The following is a 23,927-nucleotide window of genomic DNA, read 5'->3' as shown; positions in this document are numbered from 1 at the left end:
GTCTGCCTTACCACCGGTACCACGTTCGCGGCGCCACGCTCGCTGCCTGGGGCTTGCATGATCGGTTCGCGGCGCGCAGTGCCGCTGCTCCTCGACCGTGCGCCCGTACATCTTGGGACGTTTCTATCCGAAGCAGGTGCGGCGGAGCAAGGCGGCCCTTTCTGGAAGTTGGAGGATCGCGCAGCGGGGCCCCTCCGAGCGCTGCTCGAGGTCGACGGACCTCGCTCCCACCCCTGCCCCCGTCGGCCCCCGGTTCCGGTGCTTTCCAGGCGCCGCTCCGCGGCTGCAGGTCGGGCGACCTTATCGTCTAAATATATGAATTAAAAGACTTTTTTGATGACCAAGGGGCGCGGCGGGCCGACGGCCGGACCGCCGCTGCGCCCTGGTCCGGGCCTGCTGGCCGCGGGCGCGCCGACCAGCGCTCCTGTGTGCTGGGCAGAAGGTCCGGAAAATTCCTGGGATCAGCGCGGGCGGCGCGGCGGGCTCATGAACGCGCTCCTCGACGTGCGAGATCCCGGGATCGCCGCCTGCGGGCGCGCTTTGCTGGCCGTGAGCGTCAGCGCTTGACCTGGGCCGCTTCGTCGCCTGTGCGGGCGAGGCTTGCGCTTGACCGATGGCTTCGGCCACGGGATAGCGCCGTGGATGCGTGACGTGCTCAACCGGACCGAGCCCCGTGGAGTCGAGCTCGACGCGGGGACGACGAGGAAGCGCTTCTCCTGCGCGTTCGCCGCGGGGGCGGCGGCCCTGGCGTGCGCCGCGTCGATCGGCTCGGATGCTCGCGCGGAGCTCGGCGCGGTCCACCCCGAGGTGCTCGCCGCGCACGCGGCCGTCCGCGCCGCAAGGGGTCCGGAGGTCTACGGCGCGCTGCGCGAGCTCTGGCGCACATGGGACCGCGCCGATCCGACGCAGGTCGAGGAGGCGATCGCGTCGATCGCGGAGAGCGGCGCGACCAGCGCGCCTGCCCGCGTCTACGCGGAGCTCCTCTCGGCGTACGCGCGCAGGCGGCGGGGCGATCTCGACGGCGCGGTCACGAAGGTCCAACGGCTCGGGTTCATCGGTCGCTGGGCGACGATCGGCCCGTTCGACAACGAGAACAAGGGGGGCTTCGATCGCGCATTCGGGCCCGAGGAAGAGCTCGATCAGCCGATCGTGGCGGGCAGGACGTACGACGGCAAGGCGCGGGCGGTCCGCTGGCGCGTGCCGCCCGAGGCGCCGCAATACGGGTGGTTCGATTTCGGCGATTTCATCCGGCCGGTGGAGGGCGTCTGCGGCTACGCGACGACGTTCGTGCGCGCGAAGCCAGGGACGCGCGCGCCTCGGCCGATCTCGGTCTGGGTCGGCGCGGACGGCGCCTTCAAGCTGTTCTGGAACGGCGAGAAGGTCCTCGCCGATCCGGGGTACCGCGAGCTCGACATCGATCGGTTCGCCGCGCTGGTGTCGCTGAAGCCGGGCTACAACCGCCTGACGATCAAGGTCTGCGGAGGTGCGTCGGCGCCCAAGTTCGCGCTCCGCATCGGCGACGAGAAGGGGGCTCCGGATCTCGATCTGGAGGTGACCTCCGACGTCGGGACGCAGGTGACGGCGCCTCAGGGGCAAGCGGGCGGCGCCAGGCGGCCGGGCGACGCGCGGGCGCAGGCTGGAGCGCCGGCCTCGGGCGCGACGCTCGCCGCGCGTGCGCTCGCCGTCGAGGGGCCCATGCAGGCGTTCGAGCGCGCCGCGGGCGCGGCCCGGCCGTCGCCTGCGCTGCTGGAGGCGTTCGCGCGCTACCTGATGCTCACCGGAGGCGACGCCGAGGGCGAGCACAGGGCGCGCGATCTCGCGCGCCGCTCCGCCGAGGCCGAGCCGAGCGTGCGCCGCTACCTGCTCGCGGGCCAGCTCTCGGAGGACAGGAACCAGCAGCGCGCGTGGATCGAGCGCGCCGCTCTGCTCGCGGGCCGCGGGCGCGAGGACGTCGACGTCCTGCTCGCCCAGGCGCGCCTCGCGCAGACGAGCCCGAACTGGCGGGAAGCGGCCCCCATCTACGAGCGCATCCTGGCCGCAGACCCCGACCACGTCATCGCTACCCTCGGGCTCGTCGACCTCTACGTGGAGGCGGGGCTGAAGCGCACCGCCCTCGCCACGCTGGAGCGAGCGCTGTCGCGCCAGCCGAGCAGCGTCTCGTTGCTCCGCGCGTCGGCGGCGCAGCTCCGCGCCCTCGGCCGCGACACGGAGGCCGCCGAGATGGAGGCGCGCTACGCGGCGCTGCGCTTCGACGACTCGAGCTTCTTGCACCAGCAGGTCGAGCTCGCGGTGGCGCGGCGCGATCCTGCCGGCGCAGAGCGCTGGATCGAGCGCTTCCTCCGCAGCGAGCCCGACTCGGTCTGGGCCCGGTCGGTCGCGGCGCGCACGTACCGGGCGCTCGGTCAGGGTGATCGCGCCCTCGCCGCCCATCAGCGCGCGCTCGCCATGGCGCCGGAGGACATCGGCACGCTGCGCGCGCTCTCGGATCTCTACGGTGAGGAGGGCAACCGGGAAGCGCAGCTCGAGATGCTGCAGCAGATCCTGGCGATCAGCCCTCAGGCGAAGGACGTGCGCGAGTACATCGAGCACATCGAGCCGCCGAAGCCGCGCGCTGACGAGGCCTACGCCTGGGCGCCGGACCGCTTCCTCCCGATGCGGCGCAGCGCTGACCGGCAGTATCCCAAGCGCACGCTCCGCAGCCTGACGGTCACCACCGTCTTCCCGAACGGCCTCGCCAGCCGCTTCCGTCAGGTGGTCTTCCAGCCGCTCACGGACGAGGCCGCGGCGAGCGCCCGGCAGTACGCGTTCGAGTACCAGGCCGATCGCCAGACCGTGAGCCTCCGGGCCGCGAAGGTCTACCGGGCCGACGGCAAGGTCGACGGGGCGATCGAGAGCGGCGAGGCGGGCGCGAACAACCCGGCGCTCGCGATGTACACCTCGGCGCGCACGTTCTACGTCAGCTTCCCGCGGCTCAACGCCGGCGACGTCGTCGAGCTGCGCTACCGCATCGACGACGTCAGCCCTCGCAACGAGATCGCCGATCACTTCGGCGAGATCGAGTACCTCCAGAGCGACGAGCCGATCGCCAGCAGCGAGTACGTGCTGATCACGCCGAAGGCGAAGCCGTTCCACGTCTTCGCGTCCCCGCTGCCAGGCCTTGTGCGTGAGACCAAGGAAGACGCCGAACGGCGCATCTTCCGCTTCTCCGCCGCCTCGGTCCCGGCGGTCGCCCCCGAGCCGGCGATGCCCGCGTGGTCCGAGATCCTCGCGCATGTCCACGTCTCGACGTTCAGGAGCTGGGACGAGGTCGGCTCCTGGTACTGGGGCCTCGCGCGGGAGCAGTTCGATGTGGACGACGAGGTGCGCAAGCGGGTGCGCGAGATCACGAAGGGCCTCAGCGACGATCTGAGCAAGGTCCGCGCGATCTACAAGTACGCGACCGAGACGCGCTACGTGGCGCTCGAGTTCGGCATCGAAGGCATCCGCCCGAGGAGGTGCGCCCAGACGCTCGCTCGCGGCTGGGGTGACTGCAAGGACAAGGCGACGCTGATCGTGACGATGCTCCGCGAGGTCGGCATCCCGGCGACGATCGTGCTCGTACGCACCCGCATGCGAGGCGGCATCGAGCCGGAGCCCGCGAGCCTCGCGCCGTTCGACCACGCGATCGCGTACGTGCCCTCGCTCGACCTCTACCTCGACGGAACGGCGGAGCACTCCGGCTCGACCGAGCTGCCGATCATGGATCGTGGCGCGATCGCGCTTCAGATCAACGAGGGCAAGCCGAAGCTCGTTCGCCTCCCGGAGCCCCCGCCGGGAGCTTCCGTCGTGCAGCGGAACGTCGACATCGCGCTCGGGGCCGACGGGTCAGCCCAGCTCGGGGTCGACGTCCAGGTGGCCGGCGCGTTCGCGCCGGAGTGGCGGACCCGCTACATGGCCGATGGGACGCGCCGCGATCGGGCAGGTCGGGACCTCGCCGTGGACTTCGGGACGGTCGAGCTGGCTCCCGGCAAGGCGGGCGTCGAGGTGAACGACCTCGAGGACATCGAGCAACCGGTGAGGCTGCGGGCGAGGGGAAAGGCCGTCGCGCTCGCTCGCCGGGAGGGCGACAGCCTGTCGATTCCCGCCGTCCCCGCCCAGCGCCTCGCCACGGAGTTCGCCTCCCTGTCGGTACGCACCCGCGACGTGATCATCCCTGCGCTCACCACGCGCCGGGATGAGTGGTCGATCCGCCTCCCTGCGGGGTGGCGCGTCACCAGGGCGCCGCTGCCCCAGGACGTGGACACCCCCTTCGGCAAGTTCTCCATCTCGGTCGAGCAGTCCGCGGGGAAGGTCGTCGTTCGCAGCCAGATCTCCCTCACCAAGTCCCGGATCAAGCCGTCCGAGTACATGGAGTTCAGGATGTTCTGCGAGACCGCTGACCGTGCGTTCGGCCAGCGGGTCGTGCTCGGCAAGTGAGCGACCGCCGAACCATGCCCGACCCCTAGCAGTTCATCGACGGCCGGCTCCGGCCCCCGCCTTGGCCTTGACAATCTTGCGGCGGGTCGCCATAAAGCGCCCCCTCTACGCATCCCTGCGGCACAGAACAGCCGCTCCGGTGGTTCGGAGCGGTGGCCGCTGGGAGCGATAGGCACTCGGATCGAGGGCGTCATGCCGAAGATGAAGACGAACCGCGCCGCGGCCAAGCGGTTCAAGGTGACCGGCTCCGGCCGGATTCGCCGCAGCAAGAGCGGTCTCAACCACTGCATGCAGGAGAAGAGCAAGAAGCGCCTGCGTCGTCTCCGCAAGAACGACATGGTCGATTCGGCGATGGAGAAGCGCGTCAAGCTGCTTCTTCCCTACGGCTGACCCTGGATCAGTGAGGTAGAGCTCCGATGCCGCGTGTAAAAAGAGGGTTCAAGGCCCGTCGCCGTCGCAACCGCGTCCTCAATCAGACCGAGGGCTACTTCCTCGGCCGGAAGAACCGCTTCCGCCAGGCGGTCGAGGTCCTGCGTCACGCCTGGGAGTACGGCTACATCAGCCGCAAGCTCAAGAAGCGGGATTTCCGTCGTCTCTGGATTACTCGGATCAACGCCGCCGCGCGCCTGAATGGCACGACCTACTCCCGCCTCGTCAGCGGGCTCAAGAAGGCGGGCATCGCGCTCGATCGGAAGATCCTGTCGGAGATCGCGATCCACGACCCCGCGTCGTTCGGTGCCGTGGCGAAGCTCGCCGCGCCCTCGTCGGCCAGGTGACGGTTCCGGGCGGTCTGCACGCTCATCCGGCCGCACCTTCCTGAGTCGGTCGAGCCTGCCAGACCGCCGCATCTGGCGCTGTGAATCTCAAAAGTGTAACATTTTTCACATCAAGCTGCCTGGTGAAGCAGGCTGCCCTGGCACCGCCCCTGTGGGCTGGAGATCCAGATCCGTCTTCATGGTGGGTGAAGGCAAGCCGCTGTCCGTTTGTGGTACGAACAGCTCTGCCGTTCTTGTCCGGTGAGGCGAATCGGTACCGAACGGATGCACAGTGTGCACATCGTGCACGCCGGCTACGCATCTTTGATGGCACCCTATGACCCTGCTGCCAGGGTCATCCGAGACCCAGCTCGCAGAGCTTCGACGGCTCCAGCGCTGGAACGTCGTCCTCGCGACGGGCGCTTCGCACCCTCGGGGCCGGAGGAGCCTAAGGCTGTTCCCGGCCCTTCTCCCTGGGGTCACACGTAGCTGCGAATTCCGCTGCGCCTGATCCGCCGCCTGGAAATACTAACTTTCCAGGTGATCTGTCGGGAAAAATAACCTTCTCCGCCTTCGGCTGTCGGGTGAGGGCTCGACATTGGCATCGGGAGGCCCAGGTTCAGGAAACATCGAAGCTCACTGACAGGACGGCCTCAACGGTCGGGTCCGGCCCTCTAAGGGCCGGAAAGGATAGCATATTCCCTTGCCCGTGCCGCGAGGTCGACCCTGCCACGCCCATGGGAGGCCGGCGAGCTCGATGTGTCCCCAAGGAGACAGGTTGCCGATGTTGTTGCGTCCCCGAAAGCGTACCCAGCCATGCAGTTCGGCTCGGTCGCAGCGAAATGTTTCGCTCGACACGACACGGACGGCACCTTCCACTCTACATACCGCACCCAGGGCGAGCTCTCAAACGGGAGAACACGGAACGCACGCTAAAAAAGGCACTGTTCTTGCTTCTGGAGTTGGGCTGCCATCGGGAGCCGGCTCGAGAGCATCACTCTGCAAGAGCAGGTCTGCCTCAGGCGAGAAGAGTTCGACCGGAATCAAAAGAAAGCACCAGCGGTTGCCGGTTTCAACAGGGGCTCCTTCGGTCAGCTCCTGCTCCCTGTTTGGCACGAAATCGTCTCGCTCGCCGTCGAAAGGTGGCGAGGCATTTCAATCTCGCAAGGTCAGCCGTTTAGAAGTGAACGCCGACACAAAGACCAAGATGAGCACGTCGACCGCCCGCCGTCCAGAAACTGCGCGGAGAAACGCCAAGTCCTCTGCTGTAGGTACCTCTGCGCGGCTCGCGGCATCCAAGAGCTCGCAGGGAGCCGAGACCGCATCGGCTCCCCGGCGGGCGGCATCGCAGACCACCGATCCGGGGGTCTCCGATGTCGAAGAATTCGGGGACAGCCAGTCGCCGCGCTCGCACTTTCAAGGAGCTACCACCGTGGAGGGAGCCGCCATGAGGTCGACCAAGAGCAACGCCACTGTAGTGAAGGGCGACCCGCTCGCTCAGGGTGGGACGGCCACGCCGGAAATCGCGGCCCTCAGCCTTCTGGAAGACGACCAGACGGAGGAGACCGTCGTGCGACCCCGCCCGGCGGAGATCCTCGACGAGGATCGGTCGGCTGACTTCATGGATCTGGACCTCGGACCGCTCGATCGGCTGCCGCAGCCCGAGCGGGCGAGGAACCAGGATCGGGAGCTGAAGGATGTCGAGGACGGCGGGGGCGACTCGATGCTCGCCCGCTACTTCCGCGACATGGCGCTGCACCCCGTGATGGGGCCGGACGAGGAGCTCGACACCGCGCGCGCAGTCGAGCGCACCGAGGTGGACCACTGGGTGGCCCTCCTCTCGTACCTGCCAGCGGCCGAGCACATCCTCACCGCGCTCGAGGAGGACGTCGCCAAGGCCGGCGAGGACGAGGTGAAGGCTCCGCAGATCGCGGAGATGCAGAAGCTCGTCCGCCTGGCGAAGAAGCAGAAGGGGAAGCTCCTGCCCGAGCAGGAGAAGCCGTGGACCCAGCTCTCCGAGGAGCTCGCTGCGGCCGTCCGGCTGCCGGACTCGGATCGCCTCTGGATGGCGCGGGCCTTCACCATCGCGCGCGATCTCGTGCGCGAGCCGGACTTCGAGGACGACGTGAGCGACCCCGAGGAGACGCGTCCCACGCGGCCGAGGCTCCCGATGTCCAGCTCCTACCGCCGGTACCTCGATCGGGTCGAGCGGAGCTTCCAGGCGCAGCACGACGCGAAGAACCGCTTCGTGAAGGCCAACCTGCGGCTCGTCGTGTCGATCGCGCGCCGCTACAACCGCGGGCGTCTGCCGCTCATCGACCTGATCCAGGAGGGCAACATCGGGCTGATGAAGGCGGTCGAGCGCTTCGACCACAGCCGCGGCTACCGCTTCTCGACCTACGCGTCCTGGTGGATCAGGCATGCGATCAGCCGCGCGCTGGCCGACAAGGGCCGCGCGGTCCGCATCCCGGTCCACATGCTCGACACGTACAACCGCGTGGCGCGGGCGACGCAGGCGATCATCGCGCGCACGGGGCACGAGCCGACGATCGAGGAGCTCGAGAAGGAGACGGGGGTCCCGCGCGAGAAGCTCGACAAGGTGAAGGACTTCTACGCGGAGACGCCGTTCTCTCTCGACCGCCCGGTCGGCGACGAGGACGGGCGGAAGTTCATCGACTTCCTCCAGGAGGAGAACGCGCTGTCGCCGTTCGATCACCTGGCGAACAGGAAGTGGAGCGACGAGGTCCGACGGCTCCTGACCACCCTCACGCCGATCGAGTCGCGGATCATCCGCTGGCGCTTCGGTCTCGACGATGAGGATGAGCTCACGCTCAAGGAGATCGGCGACAAGTACAACCTGTCGCGCGAGCGCATCCGCCAGCTCCAGGAGCAGGCGCTCGGTAAGATCCGGAAGCAGATGCGCGACTACTGAGCGACGAGCTCAGCAGGTGAGACGATGCGGCCGCGCAGCGCAATGCTGCGCGGCCGCGCTGCTCGAGCCGCCGGATCCCGACCGTCCGTGCGGCGCGTCGAGGCGAGCGGGGCTCGGGAGCTCGCCTCGGCAGCGACGTGACGGCAGCGGCGGGCCGCGACCTCACGGCGCGCGTGCATCCCGCCAGAGCTCGTCGGCGAGCGCTCCGACGAAGTCATCGATGACCCTCCGCACCGGATCGATCTTCCCCGGGACTTCCGCGACCAGGACGGCGAAGGCGATCGGGGATCGGCCGGGCGGCGGGAGGATGTAGCCGGAGAGGGCCACGACCGAGGCGAGCGTCCCCGTCTTGGCCCGGATGGCGCGCTCCTTCGACCACCCGCGGAAGCGGCCGCGCAAGGTCCCGTCCACGCCGCCGATCGCGAGCTGCGCGGTGAAGTCCGCGCCGAGCGCCGGATCGAGGAAAGCGGCGCGGAGCAGCCGGACGATGGCCTCTGGCGACGCGCGGGCCGCGTCGAACAAGCCGGAGCCGTTCCGCAGGACGACGCCCTCTGTGAAGGCGTCGAGCTCGCCGAGCGTCTCGCCGACCAGCGTCGCCGCAGCCTCGGCCGTGCCGGGGCGCCCGCGCTTCTCGGCGGCGAGCGTCTTGAAGATCGTCTCTGCGTAGAAGTTGTCGCTGTCCTTCCCGAGGGCAGCGAGGAGCTCGCCGAGAGGCGCCGAGCGGTGAGCCACGAGGAGCCGCTTCTGACGCTCGCCGCCGAGCCGCACCTCTCCGGAGACCTCGACGCCCACTTCCTGCAGCATCTCCTTGAGCGTGTAGGCCACGAGGAGGCGCGGATCGTCGACGCGCCTCGCCACGCTCACCGCGCGGCCGCCCTCCGGGACGTGCCCGCTGAGGTGCGCGACGAGGCGCTGTCCGCTCGGCTCGAGCCGGACGCCGATCCGCTCTGGTGTGTCGCGCTTCGCGGTGGTCACGGCGCCACGGAGCACCACGAAGCCCGGGGGATCGATCGCCACGGAAGCGGGCTGGCCTGCCTTGGATGGCCGCACCGTGAAGAGCAGGGCGTTCGCGTTCAGCGATGCCGCCGCGACGGGGGCGCGGAAAGCCGCCCACTCGTCCGGCTGCTGCTCGAACGCTGGAGGCACGAAGCGCGCGTCGAAGTAGCCCTGATCGATCGCGATCGCCGCGACCTTGCGGACGCCGGCCGCGCGCAGGTCGCGCGCCATCTCCCAGAGATCGCGCGTCCTGAGCGACGGATCTCCCGAACCCCGGAGCACGAGCTCGGCGACGCTTCCGTTCGACGCGTCCCCGTAAAGGCCGGTCAGGTAGCGGTAGCCCGGGCCGAGCAGGCGCAGCGCAGCGGCCGCGGTGAAGAGCTTCGCGTTGGACGCAGGGTTGTACAGGCCGCGCTCGTCGACGGCGGCGAGGGTCGCTCCGCTCGCGACGTCGAGCGCGAGCACGCCGACCCGCCCCCCCGCGCGGCGCACGTCGGCGGCGAGCTTCTCGACCTGCTCCCGAGCACGGCCAGGGTCGAATTTTCGAGGCCCAAGCGCGCCGAGCGTCGAGCGGGGGGCGCTCGGGTCCTCGGGTACGTCGAGCGTGGGCTTCGCGGTGCGGGTCGAGCGCTCCGCGGGAGCCGCGCCGCCGTCGAGCGGCTGCGAGCCGCCGGGGCGGGCGAGGATCGACGAGAGCACGAGCGCGACCACGGAGAGGGCGCGGTGGGGGTGTCGAGGCATGACGGCTCTCCGGCTCTACAATGTCTCCGCCGCGGGCGCCTCCTCTGGTCGACCGCTCGGCGCGGGGGGGCGATGCTTCTCGGAGTTGTCCTCGCAAAGGAGAGCTTGCTAGGGTGCGCGCAGGCACTCCTTCACGCTCTGTTCGAAGGGAGGACACCGTGTCCCAGCAGCATTCGACCCGCGCGCTCTTGCCGCTCATCATCGTCGCGGCGGCGGCATGCTCCGGCGCCAAGCCCAAGCAGGCAGGGGAAGACTACAACTTCGACCAGGCATATACCGGCGAGGCCGCACCGGCCGAGACGGGCAGCTCCGACGCCGCCGAGGCGAGCGCGCCCTCGGACAGCGGCGGCGGGCTCAACGCCGACCAGAAGAAGCAGATGGAGATCGCGCTGCGGCGCGGCGGCGACAAGGCGGCGAACTGCGCCGAGGTCGTGCCCAACGCGCCGACCGGCGAGGGCGAGGTCAAGGTCGTGTTCGACGGCCAGAAGGGGCGCGTGACCGACGTGCTGGTCGGACCGCCGTTCGCAGGGACGCCCGCCGAAGCGTGCGTCAAGCGCGCCTTCGTCGGAGAGATCGTGCTGCCGTTCGAAGGCGAGCCGCTCGAGGTCCCCTACACGGTGAAGCTGCCGTCGAAGAAGTCCGGCTCCGCGTCCTCCGGCACGAAGGCCCCATGAAGAGCGTCGCCCTCGCCGTCGCCGCTGCGCTCGCGCTCTCCGCGGCTTCCGCCGGCGCGGAGGAGCCAGCGGCGCCTCCGCGGTACCCGCCGTCGTCGGCGCGCGCGAAGGTCATCGTCGGCGGGGTGGCCGTGACGGCGCTCTCCTATGGTGCGGCGTTCCTGGCCGCGACCTCGTGGCCCGAGGTGCCCGGGTCGAGCGAGCTGAAGATCCCCGTCGCGGGCCCCTGGATGGCGCTCGCCAAGAACGGCTGCGCCCCGGATGATCCGGACTGCGGGGCGAAGCTGTATCTGCGCGGGGCGCTCACCGTCGTCGGCGGGCTCGCGCAGCTCGCTGGCCTCGGCCTCGTCGCCGAGGGCATCTTCATGACCACGGAGGCGCGCTCTGTGCAGCCCGCAGCGGTCACGGTGCGGCCGGCCCCGGTGATCACCGCGACCGGCATGGGCGTCGGCGTCGTCGGCACGTTCTGATCCACGGAGGACCACGCCTCGGCGATGCGCCGGCGCGCTCACCCGCGGCGCCACGGCAACGGGGCAGGGCCGCGGACCGGCTTCCCGCTCAGTCGTCCGATGCGCTCGATCATCAGCTCCACGCTGGCTCCGTAAGGCACGGGCTGGCCGGCGCTCCCGCCGAAGACCCGTCCTGCTCCGACCACGTCGCCCGCGCGCAGCTCGACGTGGTTGCTGATGTACGCGACGGATTCGACCAGCGAGAAGGCCCACTCGCCGATGCGAGAGCAGGGGCGCGACTCGGCGCCGACGCGTACCTTGGTCCGCAGGACCTCGACCGGGCCGAGCTCGTCGGGCGTGACCAGCACCGGACCGAGCTGCGTCGCGAAGTCCCTCGCTTCCGACGGCGGAAGCCCGCACGCCAGCGAGCGCGCTTCCAGGCCCCGCGCGGTCCAGTCGTTCAGCACGGTGTACCCCGCGATCGCGCGCTCCACATCGTCCGGCGTGGCGTGCCGCAGATCCTCGCCGAGGAGCGCCGCCAGGTTCAGCTCGTAGTCGGGCTCGTCCTCGAGCGCGGGGAAGGGGATCGCTGCCTCATGCCCGAGCAGCGCGCGGCTGTTGCCGAACCGGTACCAGGGGCGCTCCGCGCCGTGCGCATAAGGGCCGAGCTGGATGTACGCCGCGCGATCCGTGGCGCAGGGCGGCAGCCAGAGGACGGTGGACGGGTGCAGCTCCGTCGAGGAGGGGCGATCTCCGCTGAGGAGCCGATCGTCCAGCGCGTGGAGGCCGGCGCAGCGGAGCGCCACCACGCGCGTGTGAAAGTCGGACACGCCGCGGAGCTCCGCGAGCTTCGTCCCGAAGTGGCGCTCGAGCTCCGCGACGTCGTAGAGCGCGCCGTCCCGTTCCAGCGCGACGATCGGGGTGGACGTCGCGAGCTGGAGCACGTGGGCGATTCTCATGGCGTGGCCAGGTCGCGGAGAGCCGGCGGAGCGTATCATCCCGGTCCGCCGAAGCCCCGGGCCGACGGAGCCCCCGCGCCCGCGGCCGCGGTCGGGCCGATCCGGAGGGGTCCGGCCCCTTCTTGGGAGATCGGATTGCCCTTTGCATTGACGAGCTGAGAGAGCGGCCTAGAATGCCGGCGGATTCAGAGCGGCATCACGTCGCGCAGGCTTGCCTCGAGCTCATCCGGTTGCAGACGGGCTCGCACGGTAGGTCAGGTTCTGTTGCCGGCGCGGGCTCCCCTTCGCGGGGATTCCTCCGGCTTCGGTCCTGTTGACGGGGCCGTGCGGCTTGTAAGCCGGGCAAGGTATTTGCCGTGGACAGCCGAACCTCGCGGCGCTCACCTTTGAGCGCCGCCGAGGAACTGGTTACAGGCGCGCACACGGCGCAGCGGAGCGATGGTCATGAGCAAGCGGACCAAATTCGTCTTCGTCACAGGCGGAGTCGTATCGTCGATCGGCAAGGGACTGGCCGCGGCCTCGATCGGGGCGCTGATGGAGTCCCGTGGGTTGAAGGTCACCCACCTCAAGCTGGACCCGTACATCAATGTCGATCCCGGCACGATGTCGCCCTACCAGCACGGCGAGGTCTTCGTCACGGACGACGGCGCCGAGACCGACCTGGATCTGGGGCACTACGAGCGCTTCACGCTCGCCCGGATGACGAGGCAGAACAACTTCACCACGGGCCGCGTCTACGAGGCGGTCATCTCGAAAGAGCGCCGCGGCGAGTATCTCGGGGCGACGGTGCAGGTGATCCCGCACGTCACGGACGAGATCAAGCTCCGCATCCGCTCCGCGGCGGATGGGGCCGACGTGGCGATCGTGGAGGTCGGCGGAACCGTGGGCGACATCGAGTCGCTCCCGTTCATCGAGGCGATCCGCCAGCTCAAGGTGGAGTCGGGCGCGCAGAACGCCATCTCGGTGCACGTCACGCTCGTGCCGTTCATCGCGACGGCGGGCGAGCTGAAGACGAAGCCCACCCAGCACTCGGTCAAGGAGATGCGCGAGATCGGCATCCAGCCGGACATCCTGCTCTGCCGCTGCGATCGGCCGCTCCCGCGCAGCATGAAGGAGAAGATCTCCCTCTTCTCGAACGTCGCCGTCGATTGCGTGATCGCGGCCGTCGACGTCGACTGCATCTACGAGCTCCCGCTGGTCCTCCACGCCGAGGGGATCGACGAGAAGATCACGGAGCTGCTCAACATCTGGGCGAGGCAGCCGGACCTGTCGTCCTGGCAACGCATCGTCGAGCGGTTCAAGAAGCCGTCTCGCGGCATCGTGAAGATCGGCGTCGTCGGCAAGTACGTGCACCTGCGCGACTCCTACAAGTCGCTCCACGAGGCGCTCGTCCACGGCGGGCTCCACAACGACGTGCGGGTCGAGCTCGAGTACATCGACTCCGAGCAGATCGAGGCGCGCGGCGCGCCCGAGCTGCTGTCGAACCTCGACGCGATCCTCGTGCCCGGCGGCTTCGGGGATCGTGGGACCGAGGGGAAGATCGAGGCCATCCGGTACGCGCGCGAGGAGAAGATCCCGTTCTTCGGGATCTGCCTCGGCATGCAGCTCGCGGTCGTCGAGTTCGCGCGGCACGTCTGCGGCATGGCGGGAGCGAACTCCGTGGAGTTCGATCGGAACGCTCCCTACCCGGTGATCGATCTGATGCCCGACCAGAAGGGGGTCGTCGAGAAGGGCGGGACGATGCGCCTCGGCGCGTACCCGTGCGTGCTGGACAAGGGCTCGGTCGCCGCGGAGGCGTACGGGCAGACGAGCATCAGCGAGCGGCACCGCCACCGGTACGAGGTGGCCAACAAGTACCGCGAGGCGATGGTACAGAAGGGGCTCGTGCTCTCTGGAACGTCGCCCGATCAGCGGCTCGTCGAGATGATCGAGCTGCGCGAACACCCGTACTTCATGGGCTGTCAGTTCCACCCCGAGTTCAAGAGCCGCCCCCACAGCGCGCACCCGCTCTTCGCTCGGTTCGTCCGCGCCGGTCTGGAGCGCCAGCGCGAGCGCAGCAAGGCCGAGAAGCCGAAGCCCGGCGATTCCGCCACCGCTCACAGCCAGCAAGCTGTCTCGTCGGTGAATTAGTCAGCGTCCCACGCCGGAGATCCGCAGCGGATCTCCGGTCGCCGCATCTCTGCAGATGCGCGGCGATGGCGCTGGTGATCGAGCGGGCTGTCGCGAGCGCTCCCGGCGAAGGCTGACCAAGAGCCTCCGACCGGGAGAGGTTCGATGCCGAGCGGTGTGGGCGGTCAGACGTCGCCGAGGCTCGGCCGGCCCAGCGGCGGGGCGTCGAGCGGCTCGACCGGCGCGGCCTGAGGGGCGAGGAGCGGCGAGCGCTCGCCGACCTCCTTGATCAGGTTCCGCTGCAGCACGTGCGCCGGCGCCGTCCTGAGGTCCCAGATCAGGCCGAGCTTCTCCATCCCGCGCAGGATGTAGAAGCTGACGTCGATCTCCCACCAGAAGAAGCCCTGGTTCGCGCTGCTCATGTAGTGGTGGTGGTTGTTGTGCCAGCCCTCGCCGAGCGTGATCAGCGCGAGCCAGAAGTTGTTGCGGCTCGTGTCGGTCGTCGCGTAGCGCCGCGAGCCGAACACGTGCGCGAGCGAGTTGATCGTGAACGTGCCGTGCATGAGGGCGCACGTCGACACGACGTAGCCCCACAGGAAAGCATCGTAACCGCCCAGCGCGAAGAGCAGCGCGATCATGCCGAGCGGCCCGACCACGTGGTAGCGATCCAACCAGCGGAGCTCAGGGAAGCCCGCGAAGTCAGGGATCCGCTTCAGATCCAGCTCCTCGTGCTCGCGGCCGAGCCACCAGCCGATGTGCGCGTACCAGAACCCCCGACGGAGCGGGCTGTGAACGTCGCGCTCCGTGTCCGAGTACTTGTGATGGACGCGGTGCGTGCCCCCCCACCACAGCGGGCCCTTCTGCGTCGCCGTGGTCCCGAGCAGCGCGAGGAGGAACTGGAGGCCACGGCTCGTCCTGTAGCTCCGGTGCGAGAAGTACCGGTGGTAGACCGCCGTGATCGCGAACATCCGGACGAAGTACGTCGCCGCAGCGAGCGCCGCGAGCTTCCACGTGGCGCCTCGGACGATGGCGACCACGGTGCCCACGTGGATCGCGACGATCCCCAGCACGTTGAAGACCTGACCTAAGCCCGGGCCAGGCTTCGGTACGACGACTCGTGTGGGGCTCGATGCAGGGGCTTGCGTGATGGTTTCCAAGGTGCATGGAGCATCGAGCACGCCCGTCACTGGGGTTCACGACGCCGGTCATGATTCCGTCACGCAACGCTCCGCCCGGCACCCGGTGGATCGAGCGCACATCGCCGGCGAGCGCGCGGGCTCAGGGACGCAGGGTCAGGACGTCGACGGCCGGACCGGCGGAGATCCGGATCTCGCTCGCCCGGAGGGGATCTCCGTCGAGGATATAGGGGCCGTCGCCGGGGGCTGGCGCGCCGGGCACAGCGTCGAACCGGACCGTGAAATCGCGGACGAGATCGTCGAAGTGATCCCGACCGCCGATCCGCCGCCCCGCGAGGACGAGCGGGGCGCGCGGGCCCAGCTCCCGGGGGGGAAGCGCGCTGGCGACGAGGTGCGGGCGCTCGAGATCCTCACCGGCCCGGTAGGTGACCCGCATGTGGATGCCGAGATCGCGCACCACGGACGAGCAGACGAGCGACCAGGCGCGCGGGGCGAGCCGCCGCCCCTCCACCTCGATCGTGCAGGGCAGCGGTTCGAGCACGCGCCGCGCGTAAGAGCCGCCGTAGAACGACTCGATGAAGACCCGCGACACGATGCGCGCGGCGGCGCCGTATCCGTCTCCTCCGCGCTCGTAGTAGACATCGAAGAAGCTGGCCACGAGCCCGGTGCCGAAGATGAAGCCGATGCGCTCCTCGACGCCACCGCCGCGCGCCGTCGCTCGCGCGCGCAAGGTGGGCCGACGGACAATCCCGGGGAGGGCGGCGCCACCGCGAAGGCTGCGAGCTTCGTGGATGATCCGCTCGAGGAGCACGGCCGGATCGCCCGTCATGCCCCAGTTGCGCGCGACGGTCGCCACGGTCCCGCCGGGCAGCAGGACGAGGGGCGGCAAGGAGCGCTCGCCGAAGGCGCGGGCGAGCGCCGTGACGCCCGCCATGAAGCTGCCGTCTCCGCCGGAGAGCGCGACCAGATCCGTGCCACGCCGCGCGATCCGGTCGCAGACCTCCGCGAGCTCCGCGACGTTCGAGGTCGGATGGAGCTCCGCAGCGCCAGCGCAGGCGGCCGACATGCGGTCGATGAGCGAAGGCTTCGCCCGGTACCGGCGCGCTGTGGTGTTGACGATGACGTCGATACGCATGGTGCCGGGGCGTGTGCGCCGTATAGAACGGATTCCCCGGGTGGTCGAGCCGAAGGGGCTTCGAGCGCGAACTTCGGCGCGGTAAGAGTCGCCTCATGCACCGCGCGCTCCCCGGGTCGATCCTCGCCGGCCTCCTGTCGCTCGCCGCGGTCGTCGGCTGCGCGAGCTCGGCCTCGATGCGCGCGGCCGAGGCGGGCAGGTTCGACGAGCTGCGCCGCGCGCTCCACGACGAGCTGCGCCGCGGTGCGCTCGACAGCGACGACGCGCGCGCGATCGCCCGAGCGGTCGCGGAGGGGGAGATCGCGCGCGCGACGCCGCCGTCCGGGGTCGATCTCCTGCGCGAGCTCCGGACCTGCGCGCGTCCGCTGGAGGACGCGCTCGCCGAGCGCGCCGCGGGCTCGGACGCGGTCGCGACAGCCGCAGCGATGATCCTCCTCGAGGCAGGGCTCACCGAGCCAGAGCGCGCGAAGCTGTACGCAAACGACGCGGGGGCGGGGAGGTCCCCTGACAAGAACGCGGCGCTCCGCGCGCTGGAGGCGCGGGCCCTCGTCGCAGCCGAGGACGGCGCGGCGCGGCGCGCGCGGATGCTCGACGGAGATCAGGACGTGCGCGTCTCGGCGCTCCGCGCCGCGATCGCGGCGGCGGACCCGAGCGACCGAGGTGCGCTGCTCGAAGCGGCGCGCCTCGACCCGTACCCGCTCGCGCGGACGCTCGCGATCCGCGCCGCCGGCGCGCTCGGCGGTCGAGAGGTCGTGCTGGCGTTGCGCGATCTCTGGACCCTCTCGGATGAACCCGGGCGTGAAGCGATCGCCGAGGTGTGGGCCGCGCCGCGCGCGATCGACGCCGGCGGGCGCGCGCAGCTCCTCTGGGCGATCTCCACCCAGCGCGGCGCGCCCGCGATCGCCGCCGCGCGCGGGCTGGTGCGCGCCGGCGGCGACGGCGCCGGGGAAGCCGTCGCCGTCCTTGTCAGCGCGATCCGCACCAGCCAGACGAGGGACCGCGTCTACGCCATCCTCTCCGCGCCGCTCGAGGATCCCACGGTGCGATCCGCGCTCCTCGAGGCGCGGGACGATCCGGATGACGCCGTCGCCTTCGCCGTCCATGCCCGCCACGTCGCTGCCCCGCCGCACCTCATCGCCGCGCGCGAGCGCGCCGCCGCGAGCGCGTGGCTGACGAAGCTCGCCACGGGCACGTCGACCCGCGCGGTGCTCGCGCGGGGCGTCCTCGCCCGCGCGGGCGTCAGGTCCGTCGTGCCGCTCCTGGAGCGCGATCTCCAGTCCCGGGAGATCCCGGTCCGCGAGGCGGCCGGCGTCGGCCTGGTCGATCTCGGCGAGATCCCGCGCGCTGCCCCGCTGGTCGCCGACGCCGATCCCCGGGTCAGGAGCGCGGTGGCCTGCGCGATCCTCAGCGCGTCCTGACCGCCGCCGGTGGCCGCGCGCGGCGCGCTCGTCCGCTCAGAACCTCGAGACGAGCTCGAGCCGCGCGCCCTCGAACGGCGGGAAGGTCCGGCACACGCCGGAGACGCAGCGCAGTCCCCCGCGCCGCTGGCCGACGAAGAGCTGCGCCGTGTCGACGATCTGATCGAGCGCCGTCCTCCTCGAGCCGGATTTCCATTGCAGCCCCCCGCTGAAGAAGTGGCAGAGCTCGCCGTCCTTGCCGGGCGCGCAACCAGGTTGAGACGTGTACTCGTAGCCGAAAATTGCTGCCAGGTGAGGCGACCACTGGAGCGCGAGGTAGTTGTCCCCTTCGACCCAGGACGACTCGAAATTCTCTGGCCTGTAGCGGCGGCGGCTGTTGCCCTGCACCTGGACAGAGAACGCGCCGGCGAGGTGCTTCACGATGTCGTAGCGGACGTAGCCCTCGCTGTAGAAGGTGCGTTCCGGCTCGGCCTCGTCGGAGTGTCGAGCTCCGGCCCACGCGCGCACGTGCGAGCGGCTGCGGTCGAAGTGGAGCTCGGTGCCTGCCGCGACGTCCCACGTGTCGGTGCGGTTCGCGTCGTCCTCGATGCAGCCCTCGCTCGCCTTCTCCGTGAAGCTCACGTAACGACCGACCCAGGCGTACACGGCCAGGCTCCGGTCGAAGCGGTAGTCGACCCGCCCGCGCCCGCCCGTCACGCAGACGTTCGGCGAGCCGATCGGCTCGACGTAGACGGGCTCCGCCGTGGGAGGTTGGTTGTACGCGAGGCCCTTGTACTCGGGCGCGCTGAAGCCGGGGTTCAGCGGGTCGACATCGATGTTGGCCAAGAGCGACGCGAAGCGGCGATAGTGCTTCCCCTCGAGCGACACGGCGACCGGCCCGCTGCGGGCGTTCGCCGACGCGTAGATCGCGTAGCCTGGCCGGACGCGCTGGCCCTCTTCCGTTCGGCCCGGCTGGCCGGCCACCTCGACGTACACGTCCCCGTGCTCCGCGATGGAGGGGACGCCGATCGAGCCGCTGAACGTGCCTAGTTCGCCGCGGAGGAGCGCTCCGTTCGCGGCGAGGTGCACGCCCTTCACGGCCACCTCCAGGCTTCCGCCGAGCACGGTGTCCTCGACGTAGTTCGGCTGCGCCTCCGCGACGTTCCTGACCGGGCGCGGATTCCCCTGCGGGTCCACGGTCGACTCGTGCGTGATCAGGTCGCCCGCGCTGTCCGCGTCGGGGAACCCGAAGAAGAGCGGTGACCCGGAACCGTGCAGCCGCCTGCCGCTCGCGCTGTCGATGCGCAGCGGGTTCAGCTGCCCGGCGAAGGCCGTGGCCTTGAGCCGGAGCAGCGTGAAATCGTGCTCGAGCGCGAGCCTGCCGCCTCGGACCGTCGTGTCGATGGCCAGCTCGTCCATCTTGCGCACGCTGAAGACCAGGCCGCGCCCGAGCTGGGCGTAGAAATCACCCGCCGTCGCCTCGATGCCTGGCTGCGTGTAGGTCACCCAGAGCTTCGCCGGATAGACCGTGTTCCGGTACCGCGAGTGGAGCTCCCGCCTGGCGTCGTTGAGCTCGAACAAGACCTCATCGTGCAGGATCTTCTGCTGCAGGTCGAAGCTGGTCGCCGACGGCGTGCCGACATAGAAGGCGGCGTCGATCCGGGCGCCGAGCTGAAGACGCCACCAGCTGATCTGCGCGTCCAGCCGGTCGAGGATCTCGCCGTAGTGGTCGTCGAGGTAGCGCGACGCGTAGCGAGGATCGTCGTTTCGGTTGTCGAAGTGGTACACCGCGGCCGCGGTGTTCACGACGTCGACGGCCATCGGCTGGCCGCCGACGTCCTGGAAATCGACCGCCGCCGCGGAGCCGGCGGCGAGGAGGAGGGACGCTGCGGGCAGACCGGCGACGGCGGCGTGGAGCAGGGAACGCACCTCGGTTTCCTACCACGGACCTACCGCCCGTGGAGCCCAGCGCGGCGCCGGGCGCGAGCCCTCCGCGCCTACGGCTGGCCGAGCGCCTTCTCGACGTGCTCGGCGAGCAGCGCCTCGTCGCCGGGCTGGTACCCGCCGCGCTTGTGAAGAATCGAGCCGTCTCGGCCGATGAGCACGGAGAACGGGAGCTCGCGCTTCGGGTTGTACTTGGCGGCCACGGTCGTCTCCTCGTCGAGGAGCACGGGGAAAATCATCTCTCTGTCGTGCGCCGTGCTGCTCACCTGCGCGCGGGACTCCGGTCCATCGAGGGATACGGCGAGCACGACGAACCCCTTGTCCTTGTGCTTCTTGTAGAGCTCGACGATGTGGGGCATCTCCGCCAAGCACGGATCGCAGGTGGTCGACCAGAAGTCGATCAATACGACGCTCTTGCCGGCGTAGTCCGAGAGCCTGACGGTCTTGCCGTCCAGGGCGGGGAGCGAGAAGTCCGGCGCAGGGCTCGCCGCCGGGCCGCCAGAGGCGGCGCCGCACGAAGTGGTCGCGAGGCCGAGGACAGTGAACGCCAGCGAGAGCGCGCAGCGGGTAATTCGGTTCATCGAGGGCTTCCGTCGCGGAGGGCCGGCCTGAGCGGCCGACCGGCTTGAGGTCTCAACGTTGCGGACGCCGCGAGAGGCGCCCTGACAGGTTCTCCCGCGGGCGCGCCGAACGGTGGCTCGGCGGCGCGCCCGCGCGGCGGTTCGTTCAGAGCTCGCCGTTCATGATCTTCTCGAACTTCCGCCAGAAACTGCTGTCCTCCGCGGGCACGCCGGAGACGACCTCGATGATGGTCATGTCCTTCGTCCTGACCAGCATGTTCGCCGGGAACGCATCGGCCTGGAAGAGCGCGCCGAGCTTGTACGAAGGGTCGATCGCCGACGGGTACTGCACGTCGTACGTGGTCGTCCAGCGGTACAGGTCGCGCGGCACCGCGGGCTCACCCGGGTTCCTCCCGTCGGCGAGCTGGACCAGGAACTCGCCGCCGAGCGGTTGATACTTCTCGTAAAGCCTGGGCAGGACGGACTCCGCCTCGATCTTGCAGGGGCCGCACCACACGGACGAGACGTCGATCAGCAGCACCTTCGGCTTCGGCTCGCCGGCGCCGTAGGGCGAGCCCTCGGGAAAGACATCCTCCCCGGTCGGGTTGTAGAAGTCGGCGAGCTGAATGGGCTGCATCGTGTCTTTGTGTTCGGCGGCGTTGGCGTACCCGACGAACTGATAATTCGCGATCACCCGGTCGGGGCTGATCCCATACGGCCCAGCCGGATATTGAGCAGCGTTGGCCGCAGGCTGACCCGTCCCTTCGGGAAAAGGAGGAGCCGGGATGGGATCCTCTTCTCCCCCGCAGCCGACGAGCCCCAGGGCTGCGACGACGCCAAGGCCCATCCAAACGAGAACTGCGTCCATTCGCATGATGCCACCGCCTGAAGTATGGTGTAGGAGTGCTCATTCTTCTGGGCGGCACGGGGGGCGTCAAGGGCAACCTTGTCGCCGCCGCTTCGCTCGGGGGCTCGTTTCCGCAATCTCCGGCCAGGCCCGCCGTGCCTGCCCCGATCCGCGGGTGTTTCCCGCGCTGAGGTCCTATGCAGCAGGTTGTCGCCTCTCACAGCGCCCGTCGGCCCCGTCTCCGTCGTATCCACGCCTTCCTGACGCTGGGCTTCCTGGCGAGCGGGGCGGCCCTCGCGATCGGCGCCTGCTCGTCGTCGGACGCGCCGCGGGACGAATGCTTCGGAGGCGTCGTCGTCAACGGCGTCTGTGAGGGCAAGTGCAGGCCGGAGCTCTGCCTGGCGGGCAACACCTGCGTCGGAAACCGCTGCGTGCTCGAGTGCGGCAGCCACCTCGAGTGCACCCCGGGTCTCCAGGACTGTGTGCCCGCCGTGGAAGACGACACAGAAGCCAAGATTTCCGTTTGTAGGCCGAACGGGAAAATGGTGGGTTTTGGGGCACCGTGTCCGTTCGGTTTCGAATGCGGGCACTTCGGGCGCTGCCCCGACGACACGCCGTGCGACCCGATGCAGTGCAACGGTAATCCCGGCGAGTGCCAGCGCGACGCCGTGGCATGCGGCGACAACCCCGCCTGCACCGCCGGCAAGTGCGGCGACGGCAGCTACTGTTTCATCCCGACCTGCGCTCCCGACCAGTGCACCCCGCTCGGCCTGGAGTGCCTCGGCAAGGGAGAGGGCGACGCCGAGGCGTACTGCACGCAGCCGCATTGCGAGAGCGACGCCGACTGCCCCGGCGGCTTCGAGTGCGCCGTGACCCGCGATGCTCACGCGATCTGCGGCACCGACAAGGGGAATAGCAGCTTCTGCGGCGAGACCGACGAGGAGTGCATCGACCCCTCCACGTTCGGCGAAGGCAACACCTATGAGGAGGGCTCGCTCTGCCTGCTGCGCAAGACCTGCGTCAAGCGCACGCAGTGCGCGCCGTGCAGCTCCGATCTCGACTGCTCGCTCGTCCTGGGGCAGCGCTGCGTCACGATCGGCGGCGAGAGCCGGTGCGCCAGGTCGTGCAGCGAGGACTCCGACTGCGACCTCGACTACAGGTGCGACGGCGACGTGTGCAAGCCGCGGTTCGACCGCTGCGTCGGCGATCCCGGCGGCTTCTGCCATCCGTGCCGCAACGACACCGACTGCGGCGACGCGGACTCCACGATGGAGTGCGCCACCACGCTGCGCGGCCAGCGCGTTTGCCTCGACGCGGCGCTCCCCATCCGGTGCACCCAGGAGAACGCGGACGAGGTCTGCCCGAAGTCGCCCAGCGGGCTCCCCGGCGCGTGCGTGTGCGTCGAAACGAACGCGAGCAGGGAGTGCGTGGACTCGCGGTGCTACCTGCCGTCGCGCCAGCTCGACCCGAGCGACCCGCAGTCCGTGGTCACCTCCTGCTGGTGACGGGGCCGGCCGGACGCGGGGTGGCCGGTGCGCCGCCCGCGGCGAGGCGAAGGCGAGGCGAAGGCGAGGCGAAATCGAGCGGTCGCGAGCGTGGCGCGCTCGCCGGTTGACGGGAATCCGGAGCGGTCCTAACTCCTTCGCCCCATGCCCATCACGAAGGATGCCGCGCTCGCCGCGCTGGCAAAGGTCATCGCGCCGGATCTCCAGCGCCCGCTCACAGACCTCGGGCGCGTCCGGGAGCTCTCGATCGAGGGCGAGGCCGTCTCGCTCACCGTCGAGCTGACCAGCTACTTCAAGCAGCGGCTCGCCGCGGACATCGAGGCGGCGCTGAAGGGCGCCGGCGCGAAGGACGTCCGGATCGCGTGGGACGTCGCCGTCCCGAAGCGCACCATCCTCCCGGACGACCCGTCGCCGGGCGTGCGCAACATCGTCCTCGTGATGAGCGGCAAGGGCGGCGTCGGCAAGAGCACGGTCGCCGCCAACCTGACGCTGGCGCTGAGCCGCGAGGGGGCCAAGGTCGGCCTGCTCGACGCGGACATGTACGGGCCGAGCGTCCCGACCATGCTCGGGGTGATGGGCCGCCCGACCTCCGCCGACGGCCAGAAATTCCTGCCGCTCGAGCGCTTCGGCGTGAAGCTCATGTCGATCGGCTTCCTGCTGGAGGATCCGAGGTCAGCCGTCGTCTGGCGCGGCCCGATGCTCCAGAACGCGCTGCTCCAGTTCATGCGCGATGTGGAGTGGGGTGAGCTCGACTACCTGGTGCTGGATCTGCCGCCCGGGACCGGTGACATCGCGCTGACGATCTCCCAGAAAATGAGGACCACGGGCGCGATCGTCGTGACGACGCCGCAGGAGGTGGCCCTCCAGGACGTGTACAAATCGGTCTCCATGGCCCAGAAGGTCGGGATCGCCCTGCTCGGAGTGGTCGAGAACGAGAGCTACTTCGTGTGCGACGGGTGCAGCAAGCGGCACGAGCTCTTCGGGGCCGGCGGCGGGCAGAAGATCGCCGAGTTCGCCGAGGCGCCGCTGCTCGGCCAGATCCCGATGGACCCCGCCATCCGGGAGTGGGGCGACGCCGGCACGCCGGTCGTTCAGGCTGCCCCGGCCAGCCCGATCGCGCGCGCGTTCCTGGATGTGGCGGAGCGGCTGGCCGGCCAGATCAGCGCCCACAACCTCGCGAGCGGGGGCGGCCTGCGCATCGACCGGAGCGGGGGGACGAACAAGCACCTGCCCATCATGCGGTAGGCTCTCGCGTAAACGTCCCGGGTACGTTATGGTTCCGGCCCCTTCCCCCCAATTGAACCGAGGGGGCCGCTGGAGAGAACGCGAGCAC

The 23,927-nt window shown here is 69.9% G+C and carries 17 protein-coding genes; 10 read left to right on the top strand and 7 right to left on the bottom strand.

From position 1 onward, the window contains the following. Positions 1 to 606: 606 nt before the first annotated feature. The 4 genes from NQZ70_RS42565 (at position 607) to NQZ70_RS42550 (ending at position 8,142) form a co-directional block, all read left to right on the top strand. On the top strand, positions 607 to 4,455 hold the full coding sequence (locus NQZ70_RS42565; RefSeq protein WP_237244565.1) for a DUF3857 domain-containing protein: 3,849 nt from the start codon (positions 607 to 609) through the stop codon (positions 4,453 to 4,455). Positions 4,456 to 4,647: 192 nt separating this feature from the next. Next, the gene (gene rpmI, locus NQZ70_RS42560) at positions 4,648 to 4,845 is read left to right on the top strand and encodes a 50S ribosomal protein L35 (RefSeq protein ID WP_020740309.1); all 198 of its coding nucleotides are present in this window, start codon (positions 4,648 to 4,650) and stop codon (positions 4,843 to 4,845) included. A gap of 26 nt (positions 4,846 to 4,871) precedes the next feature. Further along, positions 4,872 to 5,231, top strand: coding sequence for a 50S ribosomal protein L20 (gene rplT / locus NQZ70_RS42555; protein WP_020740308.1), 360 nt, complete (start codon positions 4,872 to 4,874; stop codon positions 5,229 to 5,231). 1,426 nt (positions 5,232 to 6,657) lie between these two features. Next, positions 6,658 to 8,142 carry an RNA polymerase sigma factor RpoD/SigA gene (locus NQZ70_RS42550; protein WP_165374445.1) on the top strand — a complete coding sequence of 495 codons (1,485 nt, stop codon included), beginning with the start codon at positions 6,658 to 6,660 and terminating at the stop codon, positions 8,140 to 8,142. Between the two features lie 162 nt (positions 8,143 to 8,304). On the opposite strand, the gene dacB is transcribed toward NQZ70_RS42550, so the two are convergent. Next, complete coding sequence (dacB, locus tag NQZ70_RS42545; RefSeq protein WP_129579323.1) at positions 8,305 to 9,879, bottom strand: D-alanyl-D-alanine carboxypeptidase/D-alanyl-D-alanine-endopeptidase; 1,575 nt, start codon at positions 9,877 to 9,879, stop codon at positions 8,305 to 8,307. Positions 9,880 to 10,037: 158 nt separating this feature from the next. Between dacB and NQZ70_RS42540 the strand changes: the two genes are divergently transcribed. Then, a complete protein-coding gene (locus tag NQZ70_RS42540) occupies positions 10,038 to 10,553 on the top strand; it encodes a hypothetical protein (RefSeq protein ID WP_129579322.1) in 516 nt (171 codons plus the stop codon). Further along, entirely contained in the window at positions 10,550 to 11,023 is a 474-nt protein-coding gene (locus NQZ70_RS42535) for a hypothetical protein (protein ID WP_129579321.1), read from the top strand. Before NQZ70_RS42540 ends, NQZ70_RS42535 begins: the two co-directional genes overlap by 4 nt. Before the next feature lie 38 nt (positions 11,024 to 11,061). Here the strand turns inward: NQZ70_RS42535 and NQZ70_RS42530 are convergent, their stop codons facing one another. Next, positions 11,062 to 11,961, bottom strand: coding sequence for a fumarylacetoacetate hydrolase family protein (locus NQZ70_RS42530; protein ID WP_237244564.1), 900 nt, complete (start codon positions 11,959 to 11,961; stop codon positions 11,062 to 11,064). A gap of 444 nt (positions 11,962 to 12,405) precedes the next feature. On the opposite strand from NQZ70_RS42530, the gene NQZ70_RS42525 reads away from it, so the two are divergent. After that, a complete protein-coding gene (locus NQZ70_RS42525; protein ID WP_129579320.1) occupies positions 12,406 to 14,091 on the top strand; it encodes a CTP synthase in 1,686 nt (561 codons plus the stop codon). Positions 14,092 to 14,255: 164 nt separating this feature from the next. Here NQZ70_RS42525 and NQZ70_RS42520 read toward each other — a convergent pair whose 3' ends face one another. Both NQZ70_RS42520 and NQZ70_RS42515 read right to left on the bottom strand, forming a co-directional pair. Beyond that, positions 14,256 to 15,140, bottom strand: coding sequence for an acyl-CoA desaturase (locus NQZ70_RS42520; protein WP_129579319.1), 885 nt, complete (start codon positions 15,138 to 15,140; stop codon positions 14,256 to 14,258). Between the two features lie 208 nt (positions 15,141 to 15,348). After that, positions 15,349 to 16,341 (bottom strand): diacylglycerol kinase family protein, encoded by a 993-nt coding sequence (locus tag NQZ70_RS42515; protein ID WP_129579318.1) that lies wholly within the window; start codon positions 16,339 to 16,341, stop codon positions 15,349 to 15,351. 95 nt (positions 16,342 to 16,436) lie between these two features. On the opposite strand from NQZ70_RS42515, the gene NQZ70_RS42510 reads away from it, so the two are divergent. Further along, positions 16,437 to 17,759 carry a hypothetical protein gene (locus NQZ70_RS42510; protein ID WP_129579317.1) on the top strand — a complete coding sequence of 441 codons (1,323 nt, stop codon included), beginning with the start codon at positions 16,437 to 16,439 and terminating at the stop codon, positions 17,757 to 17,759. A 36-nt stretch (positions 17,760 to 17,795) separates the two neighbouring features. On the opposite strand, the gene NQZ70_RS42505 is transcribed toward NQZ70_RS42510, so the two are convergent. From NQZ70_RS42505 to NQZ70_RS42495, 3 genes are all read right to left on the bottom strand, one after another. Then, a complete protein-coding gene (locus NQZ70_RS42505) occupies positions 17,796 to 19,667 on the bottom strand; it encodes a hypothetical protein (protein WP_129579316.1) in 1,872 nt (623 codons plus the stop codon). A 68-nt stretch (positions 19,668 to 19,735) separates the two neighbouring features. Beyond that, positions 19,736 to 20,263: a peroxiredoxin gene (locus NQZ70_RS42500; RefSeq protein ID WP_020740296.1), complete on the bottom strand. Its 528-nt coding sequence runs from the start codon at positions 20,261 to 20,263 to the stop codon at positions 19,736 to 19,738. Between the two features lie 145 nt (positions 20,264 to 20,408). After that, positions 20,409 to 20,936, bottom strand: a complete 528-nt coding sequence (locus NQZ70_RS42495; RefSeq protein WP_129579315.1) for a TlpA disulfide reductase family protein — start codon at positions 20,934 to 20,936, stop codon at positions 20,409 to 20,411. Positions 20,937 to 21,286: 350 nt separating this feature from the next. Between NQZ70_RS42495 and NQZ70_RS42490 the strand changes: the two genes are divergently transcribed. Further along, complete coding sequence (locus NQZ70_RS42490; RefSeq protein ID WP_165374443.1) at positions 21,287 to 22,594, top strand: hypothetical protein; 1,308 nt, start codon at positions 21,287 to 21,289, stop codon at positions 22,592 to 22,594. Positions 22,595 to 22,738: 144 nt separating this feature from the next. Continuing rightward, positions 22,739 to 23,839, top strand: a complete 1,101-nt coding sequence (locus NQZ70_RS42485) for an Mrp/NBP35 family ATP-binding protein (RefSeq protein ID WP_129579314.1) — start codon at positions 22,739 to 22,741, stop codon at positions 23,837 to 23,839. The last annotated feature ends 88 nt before the right edge of the window (positions 23,840 to 23,927 follow it).

The sequence above is a fragment of the Sorangium sp. So ce836 genome, from assembly GCF_028553905.1.
Taxonomy (GTDB): Bacteria; Myxococcota_A; Polyangia; order Polyangiales; family Polyangiaceae; genus Sorangium; species Sorangium cellulosum_D.
The sequence above is the reverse complement of the archived record's forward strand: the minus strand, read 5'-3'. Positions and strand labels throughout refer to the sequence as shown.